The sequence below is a fragment of the Halarchaeum salinum genome, assembly GCF_039520965.1.
GTDB lineage: Archaea > Halobacteriota > Halobacteria > Halobacteriales > Halobacteriaceae > Halarchaeum > Halarchaeum salinum.
On record NZ_BAAABL010000029.1, the window covers coordinates 21,767 to 31,731 of the forward strand.

A 9,965-nucleotide genomic window follows, 5' to 3' on the forward strand; every position below is an offset into this window, starting at 1 on the left:
CGCGGTACCGAACCGTTTTACCCGCCTATCACCGTCACGTCCCGTATGAGCGTCCGCGCGGAGTTCGACGAGTGGGCGGCTTCGGGCCGCGATAAGGGGATGGAAGACCGACACTGGCACACCGCGAAACACGCGCTCGCCCGGATGCCGGTCGAGGACGGCGACACGGTTCTCGACCTTGGCACGGGCTCAGGATACGCCCTTCGGGCGCTCCGTGAACGCGGGATCGCTCGGGCGTACGGACTCGATGGCTCCCCGGAGATGGCGCGCAACGCGCGCTCGTACACCGACGATCCCGACATCGGCTACGTCGTCGGCGACTTCGATGACCTGCCGTTCGCCACCAACAGCGTCGATCACGTCTTCTCGATGGAGGCGTTCTACTACGCGCCCGATCCCGGACACACCCTCGAGGAGGTTCGCCGCGTCCTCCGTCCCGGTGGGACGTTCTACTGCGCGGTGAACTACTACGAGGAGAACGTCCACTCGCACGGTTGGCAGGCGGGGATCAGCGTGGAGATGACGCGCTGGGATAAAGAGGAGTATCGCGCGGCGTTCCGCGACGCCGGCCTTCACGTCGCCGAGCAGGACACGATCCCCGACCGCGAGGTCGTGATCCCCGATGCCGACGTGTTCCCCTACGAGGGGTTCGACACCCGTGCCGACATGGTCGAACGCTATCGCACCCTCGGGACGCTACTCACTGTCGGCGTCGCGACCTGAATCGGAGCCGCGGCGCTCCAGCACGACCGCGTCCACAGGATCGAACCCGAGCGTCACGCGCCCTGTCGGCGCGTCGTTGAGTCGCGCGACGAGCGGCCGGCCGTTCCAGTCGAAGTGGACCCTGTACGCGTCGCCGAGGAACTCGGCGTCGGTGACGCGCGCCTCGAAGCGATTGTGTGTCGCGTTCACGTCCAGCGATTCGGGCCGAACACAGCACGTCACCGGACCGCGGTAGTCCCCGTGTACGTCGAACGCCTCGCTCCCGACGTGGACTGTCGACCCCCCCGTTTCCCCTCCAACCGCCCGGCCGTCGAGACAGTTGTTCTCGCCGAGGAACTCCGCGACGAAGCGTGTTTCCGGACTCTCGTACACCGATTCGGGCTCGCCGTCCTGTTCGACTCGCCCGTCGTGGAGCACCGCGAGTCGGTCGCTCACCGCGAGCGCCTCCGCCTGATCGTGCGTCACGTAGACCGTCGTCACGCCGAGTTCGCGCTGCACGCGCTTGAGTTCGAGACGTAACTCGTCGCGGAGCCGCGCGTCGAGCGCGGAGAGGGGTTCGTCGAGGAGGAGGACGTCGGGGGCGGGGGCGAGCGCGCGGGCGAGCGCGACGCGCTGACGCTGGCCGCCCGAGAGCGCGTCGGGGTTGCGCTCGCCCATCTCGCCGAGGTCGACGAGTGCGAGCATCTCGTCGACGCGGGTATCGACTGACCCGCCCTCGGGCGGGTCGAACTGTAACCCGTAGGCGACGTTCTCGCGCACCGTCATCGTCGGAAAGAGGGCGTACTCCTGAAAGACGACACCGACGTTGCGCTTTTCGGGCGGGACGCCGGAGACATCTGTTCCGTCGAAACGGACCGCGCCGGCGTCCGGTGCTTCGAGGCCCGCGATACAGCGCAGCGTCGTGGTCTTCCCACACCCCGAGGGGCCGACGAGGGTGAAGAACTCCCCGTCTCGAACGGTGAGGTCGATCCCGCGGAGCGCCGTCGCGTCGCCGTACGCTCGCTCGACGCCGTCGAGTTCGAGGCTCACCGGTCCCACCGCCCGCCGAGGCGTTCGACGACGACGAAGCTCGCCGCGGTGACGACGAGGAGGACGGTCCCCATCGCGGCCGCGGGGCCGAGGTACGGCCCGACCGAGGGGTTCGAGAGGTAGCGTTCGAGGGCGATCGGCATCGTGTACGACGCCCCGTCGCGCGCGAGGACGATAGTCGCGTTGAACTCGCCGATGCTGATGGCGAACGCGAACGCCGCGCCGGCGACGACGCCCGGTGCGACGAGCGGGAGGGTGACGTCGCGGAAGGCTCGCGTCGGACCGGCCCCGAGGGTTCGCGCGGCGGCGACGAGGTCGTCCTCGACGCGCGCGAGTAGCGGTGCGACGTTCCGCACGACGAAGGGGTAGCCGCCGACGGCGTGCGCGGCGACGATGGCGACGGGGCCCGTGATCGCGAGGTGGTATCCGAACAGGTCGATACCGAAGACGAGCCCCTGGAGGAGCCCGATCCCCGTAACGACGCCGCTGACGGCAAGCGGTGCCATCAGGAGCGCGCCGGCGAGTCGGCGGACGCGCCCACCGCTACCGGTGACAACGGCGATGCTGACGCCCATTGGGACGGCGAGTGCGACCGCACCGACGGCGAACAGCAGGCTGTTCGAGACGGCGACAGTCGGACGCGCTCCACCCGAACCCAACTGTTGGGCGAGGAGGAAGGCGTAGTTCGCCGTCGAGACGGACCCCGCGCGCGTGAGGCTCTCCGCGACCATGCTGGTGAGCGGGCCGACGTAGAGGACGAGCGCAACACTCGCGTACGCGCACGCGAGGAAGCGGCCGGCGCTCGGGGGGCCGATCAGCGGGACGCGCGGGACGGACGCGGCCGTGGTGTCGCTCCCGCCGGGGTGCTCGGCGCGCAGATAAACGTAAGTGAGCCCGAGCGTCACCGCCGCCTCGAGGACGGCGAGCGACGCCGCCTCGGCGAGCTCGAAGTCGGACGCGAGCGAGTAGATCCACACCTCGACGGTGGCGTATTGGAGGCCCCCGAGCGCGAGGACGATCGGGAACGCCATGAAGTCGAAGATGAAGACGAGAAGGACGCTCGCGAGGAAGGAGGGGAACACCTGCGGGAGGACGACGTCGACGACCGCGCGCCAGCGCGGCGCGCCGAGGGTCCGTGCGGTCTCGACGGTGCGGACGTCGACGGTTTCGACGGCGGCCACGACGAAACGCGTGACGAGCGGCGCGTTATAGAAGGTGAGCGCGGCGACGACGATCGGCAGCCCGAAGGCGACGTCGACACTGAGGCCGACGAGACCGAGGAGGTCGTTGACCACACCGTTTGTTCCGAACATCGTCGTGAACCCGACGGCCACCATGATCGCGGGGAGGACGAACGGGACGACGGTGAGCGATCGGATCGTCTCGCGGCCGCGGAACTCGTAGCGCGCGAGGACGTACGCCCCGGGGAGTCCGACGACGACGGCCCCGGCGGTCCCGAGGAGCGCGAGATACGCGGTGAACCCGAAGAGCCCGGTCCGGACGGCGGGGAACCCGGCTTCGACCCACTCGACGAGCGTGCCGGGAACGCTCGCGGGATCGGTGAGCGCGCCCGCGAGCGCGCCGAAGTAGAACGGGTCGGTGAGCGTCGCCCACAGCGGCGCGAGCGAGGGGCGGCCTCCGTGGGTGAACGCCGTCACGAGCACGGTGCCAACGGGATAGTAGAAGACGACGAGGAGGACGCAGCATGTGACGAGGAACGCGCCGCGCGCGCCGATTGCGTCCGCGACGCCGCCCGCGCGTGCCCGGAGCCGAACGAGGCCGCGGCTCAGTTTCGTGCGACTAGTCGGGACCACTGTTCGACCCATTCGGAGACGTTCCCCACGAGGTCGTCGTACGTGAGCGTGACCGGGGACGGCGGCGTCTGCGCGTACTCCGCGTAGGTGCCGGAGAGCGACCCGGTCGTGGTCGCGGGGAACTGGTAGTTTCGCTGCGGGACGACGTCCTGTGCCTTCGGCGAGAGCACGAAGTCGACGAACGCTCGCGCGAGGTCCGGGACATCGCTGTCGGCGAAGACGGCCATGCTCTCGGGGTTCGCGTACCCCTCGCCGTTCAGGAAGACGATCTCGTACGCGTCGAGGTTCTTCCCCTGGTTCGCCGCGTACACCTGATCGTTCGAGTAGGAGACGACCATCGGGGCCTCGCCCGCCGTGTACGCGTTGTATGCCGCCTGCCATGTGTCGAGGACGCGAACGTCGTTGTCCAGGAGACCGCGCCAGTAGTCGAGATAGCCGTCGGCCCCCTTCTCGTGGATCGTGTGGAGTAGGAAGGCCTTCCCCGTGTCGGAACCCTGCGCGTTCTCCATCAGGAGGTCGCCCCGATAGCGCGCGGCGAGCAGGTCGTCGAACGTCTCGGGGACGGTGTCGAGCGTCGTCGCGTCGACGACCGGCGTGATGTAGCCCGTGTCGTAGGGGACCGCCCGGCCCTTCGGGTCGACCGTCAACCCCTCCTTCACGTCGCCCGCGTGTGAGAGGTCGTCCCTGACCGTCGCGAACAGCGGCGCGTCGAGTTCGCGGTCGATCTGGACCAACTCGTCCGTGTTCAAGCCGGCGTAGACGTCCGCGTCGATGGCCGCGCCCCGCTGCTCGCGTCGGACGTACTCGGCCACGTTCGACGACCCCGAGGTGGGCGTCGTCCACTCGACGGTGACGCCGTCGTGTGTGGCCTCGAACTTCCGCTTGAGCCACGCGCCGGGCGAGCTCTTGCCGTCGACATATGTGGGGTACGTCGCGATGGTGAGCGTCCGCGTCCCGGATGCCGTTCCGGTCGTTGCGTTCGTCCCGCCGTTTTCGGATCCCCCGTCGCCCGTACACCCCGCGAGGGCGAACGCCCCCGTCGCCCCGGCAGCCCGCAGGTAATGGCGTCGCTTCACTACGACGTGGTTTCACCCGGTGGTACTCGTAGCTATCGGTCCGACTGCACCGTGTCCGCTCCGCGCCCCCGCGATACCCCCCTGAGCATCCGCTCTGTGTTCTGCCGTCCCTCCATCGCGTCCGTGCCGTATCGCCCGTCTCCATCGCGTCCGTGCCGTATCGCCCGTTCGAACCGGGACGCCGCGCCATTCACCCGTCGCTCGTCGTACTAGTCCATGCTCGGTGTCCGTCCCCGCGGTGCGTTTTTGCCCCCGTCCGTCGAACCACCGCATGTGCCGTACGCTCGTCGGACCGTTCTCACCGTCTTCCTCGTGCTCGTCGCCACGCTCGCCGTCATCGTCCTCGCTGGCGTCCTCGGGACTGTCGTCTTCGCGACGACCGTCGCCTACCTTCTCGTCCCGCTCTACTACCGCGTCGAGGACTACGGCCTCGACCCGTGGTGGGCGGCCGCCGTGACCGCCGTCGGTGCCGCCGTCGTCTCGCTCGTGCCCGCGGGGGCGTTCGCGTATCTCCTCTACGTCCGCTCCAGCGGCGTGGTGGCGTTCGTACGTGCGCTCCCGGCCTCGTTCGACGTGTCGGTCATCGGCGTGTCGTACGTGATCGACGTCTCCTCCCTGACGGTCGCGGCCGAGGCCATCCTCCGCGACATCGCCCTCTCCGTGGTCGGCGCGCTCCCCGTCCTCGGGATCAAGTTCACCCTCTTCGGCGTCCTCGTCTTCGGGCTGCTCGTCGCCCACGAGAACGCCGAGTCGGCCGTGCTCGCCGCCGTCCCACTCCGGTATCACGACATCGTCGCGGCACTCTCCGGGCGTGCGCGCGAAACGCTCTACGCCATCTACGTCCTCCAGGCCGCCACGGCCGTCGTCACGGCCGCGATCGCCGTTCCCGTGTTCTGGCTGCTCGGGTTCACCTACCCCGTGACGCTCGCGCTCGTCTGCGGCGTCCTCCAGTTCCTTCCGGTCGTCGGGCCGAGTTTCGTCGTCCTCGGCCTCGCGCTCTACCGGCTAAGTATCGGCGACGCGACGGGTGCAATCACCGTTCTCGCCGTCGCCGGCGTGCTCGTCGCGTGGCTCCCCGACCCGCTCGTCCGCCCGCGCCTCTCCAGACACACCGCACGGATCCCCGGGAGCCTCTACTTCGTCGGGTTCACCGGCGGGCTTCTCACCGTCGGCGCGCTCGGGATCATCGTCGGGCCGCTCGTCGTCGCGTTACTCGTTGAGACCGTCTCGTTGCTCGCCGACGAAGAGGGGAAGTATCGGACGTGAACTACCCCGTTCTACTCAGTGACTGGCGTCGCTTCCTTGAGGGCGGGGATTAGCGCCCTCTCTTTCAGCTAATCCGCGCTCCCGGTTTCGAGGGGCCGATCGGCGTCCTTCCACTCCGTGAGACTCCCCTCGTAGAACGAGACGTCGTCGTAGCCGAGCCACTGGAGAACGACGAAAGTGTGGCTGATCCGACGCGCCGTGTTGCAGTAGAGCACGACGTGCTTCTCGGGCGTGACACCCTTCCCGGCAAAGATCGACTTGACGGTCGCACGCTCTTTCAGCCCGCGGGTCTCCTCGTCGACGACCTCCTTCCAGTCGAGGTTCACCGCGCCCGGGATGTGCCCCTCAGCGTACTCCGCAGGCTCGCGCGTGTCGACGACGACTGCGTTCTCCTCGTCGGTCGCCGCCGCCACCTCGTCGATCGTGACGAGCGGCGAGTCGGCGGGGCGTGTCACCGTGTACGTCGTTGCCTCGACGTCGGGCGCGTCGCTGCTCGTTTCGTGGCCCTGCATCCACGCCGAGTAGTCGCCGTCGAGCAGGTGGAGGTCGTCGTGTCCGTAGAGGAGCGCGGTGACGAGGAAGCGCGCCGCGAAGACGCCGTGCGTGTCGTCGTACGCGACGACCGTGGTACCCTCGTCGATCCCGTGTTCGCCGAGCAACGCCGCCCACTCGTCCTTCGGTGGGAGCATTCCCTCCTCGCCGCCGCCGCGGAAGCTGTCGAAGGGGACGTTGACCGCACCTGGTACGTGCCCGATGCCGTCGTACTCCCACGCATCGCGGACGTCGACGACGACGACGTCCGGATCGGCGTGATGCGTTTCGAGCCATTCCGCGGAGACGATGACGTCCTCGTCCATCGCGTCGGCTTACACCGTCCGGGTGGATACCGCTTCGGGTCGCGTCAGTGCGCCGTATGCAATACGATATATATGTGCCATCACAGAAAGGGGCAAAAGAATCTGCTACCATCGACATACCCAACACCGTCGTCGCCTTACCACTCCAAATAGGGGCAGTACACGCCGGAAGATGGAAGGTGCGGGGGAACCTGCGAACTGGAGAAGAATCATATGGTTGGGGTGAAAGTGTACGCGTATGGTAGACGACGACTACGCCAACGACGTTCTCGTCAGCGCTGGATGGGTCGAGGACCACCTCGACGACTTCCAGAGCGACGACCCCGACTATCGACTCGTCGAGGTCGACGTCGACACCGAAGCGTACGAAGACGAGCACGCGCCCGGCGCGATCGGCTTCAACTGGGAGACGCAGCTTCAGGACCAGACGCAGCGCGACATCCTCTCCAAGGAGGACTTCGCGACGCTGCTCGGCGAACACGGTATCAGTGACGACTCCACGGTCGTCCTCTACGGTGACAACTCCAATTGGTTCGCCGCCTACACCTACTGGCAGTTCAAGTACTTCGGCCACGAGGAGGTCTACCTCCTCGACGGTGGCCGCGACTACTGGCTCGAAGAGGGCTACGAGACCACGGACGTCGTCCCCGAGTTCGACTCCGTGAACTACACCCCGCGCGGTCCCTTCGAGTCCATCCGCGCCTACCGCGACGACGTCGAGAACGCGATCGACCGCGGCATTCCGCTCGTCGACGTCCGCTCGCCAGAGGAGTACAGCGGTGAGGTCCTCGCGCCGCCGGGACTCAACGAGACCGCCCAGCGCGGCGGCCACGTCCCCGGCGCGAAGAACGTCTCGTGGGCCGCGACGGTCCAGGAGGACGGCCGCTTCAAGTCTGAGGAGGAGCTCGCGGAGCTCTACGAGGACGAGGGCGTCACGAACGACCAGGAGGTCGTCGCCTACTGCCGAATCGGCGAGCGCTCCTCCATCGCGTGGTTCGCGCTCTCTGAACTCCTCGGCTACGACGATGTCACCAACTACGACGGCTCGTGGACCGAGTGGGGGAACCTCGTCGACGCCCCCATCGAAACCGGTAGCGGCGAGTAGAGCGCCCTTCGGTCTCCCGAGAACCGAACGCCGGGCGGAGCGCGGGGCACGTAACCGCGCTTGATGCGTCCGCGGATCACGACTTCTCCCCTTCTTTCACGCTGCGTAGTCACGGCCCCGTCTCCCATGTCGTACCCGAATTCGTGCCCGCGTGACGGAGGTTATTAGCCGCCCGGCGTCCAATCCCCATCCATGACCCCCGACGAGTTCGTCGAGTCCGTTCGCGACGACAACGACACCGCTCTCAGCCGTCTCGGCTCCTCGAAATCCCTCTACGCCGCGACCGGCGGCGACCTCGAACCCGACGAAGTGCTTCACGCCGCCGCGAATGCCGAGCACGCCGCCGCGGAGACGTTCGCCGCGTGGGCGGCCGACGAGGGCCACGATACTCCCGCCGGCGAAACGTTCGCCGACGCCGCGGACCAAGAGCGCGAACATTACGAGACCGTTCTCAACGAACTCGACGAGTTCGAGCCGAGTGACGACGTCTCCGCGATGCAGGCGTACCTCCGCGATCTCGACATCACCGCCGGACGTGTCGGCGGGATGATCGGACGCATCCTCGCGACCGAGAAGTCGAAGGAACAGTACACGGGCTTCTTCACCGGGCAGGCGGACCCGATGACCGCGAACACCTTCCGCGGCCTCAAGGACGACCTCGACGGACAACTCGATGCTGCGCGCGACCTTCTCGCCGAGGTTTGCGAGGACGATGCCGACTGGGACGCCGCGAAGGACGCGGCCGACGGTGCGATCCAGGCCGCCTACGAAGAGTACACCGAACAGCTGGAGTCGATGGGTGTCAACCCGAAACCCGTCTGCTAGCTCCCCTTCTCTCTCCGCCGGTCGCGTCTCCGGCGTCGACTCCGTACATCACGACAGCTCTGTACGTGACGATCCGGATGACGAGGCTCTCGATACTGAACAACACCGCGCCGATCGGTTCGAGGAGGACAAAGCCGAGTGTCGCGCCCGCGACGCGATGAGGGCACCGTCGAATGTACGCGTGCGGTCCGCTCATACCGGTTCGACCTCTGCTTGGATCTGCACCGTTCTGCCGCTATCGTCCGTCACGGAGTCGATTCCCCGTCCCCTCGGGGAGTCCAGCCTTCTCGACGGCCGTGACGACCCGATTCACGTCGTACGCGACGCGGTGCTCCTCAACCGACAGGTCGTCGAGGTCGAGAATCGCGTACGCCGCGCGCGGGTCGTCGTCGCGCGGTTGTCCGACGCTTCCGGGATTCACGACGACACCCTCGGGGAAACGACGATGCGCTTGGACGTGCGTGTGCCCGAGCACGAGGACGTCCTCGTCGCCGAGGAGCTCCGGTGCGAACTCGTGCGGATACGTGTAGTGATCGACCCGATCGGGATGGTCGTGGACGACCTTCACCCGGCCGTCGCACGTGACGTGCTCCCGCGGTAAGTCCTCGACCCAGGTGCGCTCGTCGGCGTCGAGGCGCTCCTGGGCGTGGCGTACACCCGCCTGTGCCATCCCGTTCGCGCCGAAGTTCCGCCCTGACGCGAGCATCCGATCATGATTGCCCATCACCGTCGGAACGCCGCGTTCACGGAGGATGTCCACGCACGCGGCCGGCCACGGATTGTAGCCGACCACGTCGCCTGCACAGAGTACCGCGTCCACGGTCGGCATATCGTCCAACACCGCCTCCAGCGCTACCCGGTTCGCGTGCACATCCGAGAGCAACCCCACGCGCATACCGTCTCTAAGAGACGGCCGCGCAAAAACGTCTCCCACAACAGACCCCGACCGCGTTCGATTGCCGTATCTCCCCCGATCGTTCATCCCGTGATTCGAAGTACCGCGGAGGGGGTCGGTTCGACGGGCTTATACGTCACCCGGCGTTCTGAATGAATGCGAACGACGTGACGTGGCCCGGTGCACCCGGAGCCACCGACGAACGCCCGCCGGTCGTCGAGGACGACCCCTCACCCCGCTCGAAGCGAGTGGGGTTCGAGGGGGTTAAGTGTCCCCGGCGATTTGGAGGGAATACGAACGTCGTCTCGGGCCGAATCGGGCTTCGGAGGGTTGAAGTACCCCAAAGAAGTACGATGTGGTCCGAAGGAATGAGGA

Annotated in this window: 10 protein-coding genes; 4 read left to right on the forward strand and 6 right to left on the reverse strand. The window is 67.4% G+C overall.

Annotated features, from left to right (window positions below):
• Nucleotides 1–45: 45 nt before the first annotated feature.
• Nucleotides 46–723, forward strand: a complete 678-nt coding sequence (locus ABDZ36_RS03035) for a class I SAM-dependent methyltransferase (RefSeq protein ID WP_211313221.1) — start codon at nt 46–48, stop codon at nt 721–723.
• On the opposite strand, the gene ABDZ36_RS03040 is transcribed toward ABDZ36_RS03035, so the two are convergent.
• From ABDZ36_RS03040 to ABDZ36_RS03050, 3 genes are read right to left on the reverse strand one after another with little or no spacing between them, the layout of a single operon-like run.
• On the reverse strand, nt 697–1,761 hold the full coding sequence (locus tag ABDZ36_RS03040) for an ABC transporter ATP-binding protein (RefSeq protein ID WP_211313220.1): 1,065 nt from the start codon (nt 1,759–1,761) through the stop codon (nt 697–699). The two genes, ABDZ36_RS03035 and ABDZ36_RS03040, sit on opposite strands and share 27 nt — an antisense overlap.
• The gene (locus ABDZ36_RS03045) at nt 1,749–3,578 is read right to left on the reverse strand and encodes an ABC transporter permease (RefSeq protein WP_211313219.1); all 1,830 of its coding nucleotides are present in this window, start codon (nt 3,576–3,578) and stop codon (nt 1,749–1,751) included. Before ABDZ36_RS03045 ends, ABDZ36_RS03040 begins: the two co-directional genes overlap by 13 nt.
• Nucleotides 3,539–4,642: a thiamine ABC transporter substrate-binding protein gene (locus ABDZ36_RS03050; protein ID WP_211313218.1), complete on the reverse strand. Its 1,104-nt coding sequence runs from the start codon at nt 4,640–4,642 to the stop codon at nt 3,539–3,541. The genes ABDZ36_RS03045 and ABDZ36_RS03050 overlap by 40 nt, the downstream gene beginning before the upstream one ends.
• Before the next feature lie 273 nt (nt 4,643–4,915).
• Between ABDZ36_RS03050 and ABDZ36_RS03055 the strand changes: the two genes are divergently transcribed.
• Nucleotides 4,916–5,908, forward strand: a complete 993-nt coding sequence (locus ABDZ36_RS03055) for an AI-2E family transporter (protein WP_211313217.1) — start codon at nt 4,916–4,918, stop codon at nt 5,906–5,908.
• Nucleotides 5,909–5,976: 68 nt separating this feature from the next.
• Here the strand turns inward: ABDZ36_RS03055 and ABDZ36_RS03060 are convergent, their stop codons facing one another.
• Nucleotides 5,977–6,765 (reverse strand): sulfurtransferase, encoded by a 789-nt coding sequence (locus tag ABDZ36_RS03060; RefSeq protein WP_211313216.1) that lies wholly within the window; start codon nt 6,763–6,765, stop codon nt 5,977–5,979.
• A 238-nt stretch (nt 6,766–7,003) separates the two neighbouring features.
• On the opposite strand from ABDZ36_RS03060, the gene ABDZ36_RS03065 reads away from it, so the two are divergent.
• Nucleotides 7,004–7,870, forward strand: coding sequence for a sulfurtransferase (locus tag ABDZ36_RS03065; RefSeq protein WP_211313215.1), 867 nt, complete (start codon nt 7,004–7,006; stop codon nt 7,868–7,870).
• Between the two features lie 192 nt (nt 7,871–8,062).
• Nucleotides 8,063–8,695 (forward strand): rubrerythrin family protein, encoded by a 633-nt coding sequence (locus tag ABDZ36_RS03070; RefSeq protein WP_211313214.1) that lies wholly within the window; start codon nt 8,063–8,065, stop codon nt 8,693–8,695.
• Here the strand turns inward: ABDZ36_RS03070 and ABDZ36_RS03075 are convergent.
• Together ABDZ36_RS03075 and ABDZ36_RS03080 are read right to left on the reverse strand one after the other, a co-directional pair.
• Nucleotides 8,673–8,891 (reverse strand): hypothetical protein, encoded by a 219-nt coding sequence (locus tag ABDZ36_RS03075; RefSeq protein ID WP_211313213.1) that lies wholly within the window; start codon nt 8,889–8,891, stop codon nt 8,673–8,675. The genes ABDZ36_RS03070 and ABDZ36_RS03075 overlap by 23 nt on opposite strands.
• Before the next feature lie 39 nt (nt 8,892–8,930).
• Entirely contained in the window at nt 8,931–9,590 is a 660-nt protein-coding gene (locus ABDZ36_RS03080) for a metallophosphoesterase family protein (RefSeq protein ID WP_211313212.1), read from the reverse strand.
• Nucleotides 9,591–9,965 lie beyond the last annotated feature (375 nt).

Excerpts from the sequence above, each read along its gene's own strand:
- ABDZ36_RS03065 (WP_211313215.1), top strand. The coding sequence starts at position 7,004 with ATGGTAGACGACGACTACGCCAACGACGTTCTCGTCAGCGCTGGATGG.
- ABDZ36_RS03045 (WP_211313219.1), bottom strand. The coding sequence starts at position 3,578 with ATGGGTCGAACAGTGGTCCCGACTAGTCGCACGAAACTGAGCCGCGGC.
- ABDZ36_RS03080 (WP_211313212.1), bottom strand. The coding sequence starts at position 9,590 with ATGCGCGTGGGGTTGCTCTCGGATGTGCACGCGAACCGGGTAGCGCTG.
- ABDZ36_RS03060 (WP_211313216.1), bottom strand. The coding sequence starts at position 6,765 with ATGGACGAGGACGTCATCGTCTCCGCGGAATGGCTCGAAACGCATCAC.
- ABDZ36_RS03070 (WP_211313214.1), top strand. The coding sequence starts at position 8,063 with ATGACCCCCGACGAGTTCGTCGAGTCCGTTCGCGACGACAACGACACC.
- ABDZ36_RS03035 (WP_211313221.1), top strand. The coding sequence starts at position 46 with ATGAGCGTCCGCGCGGAGTTCGACGAGTGGGCGGCTTCGGGCCGCGAT.
- ABDZ36_RS03075 (WP_211313213.1), bottom strand. The coding sequence starts at position 8,891 with ATGAGCGGACCGCACGCGTACATTCGACGGTGCCCTCATCGCGTCGCG.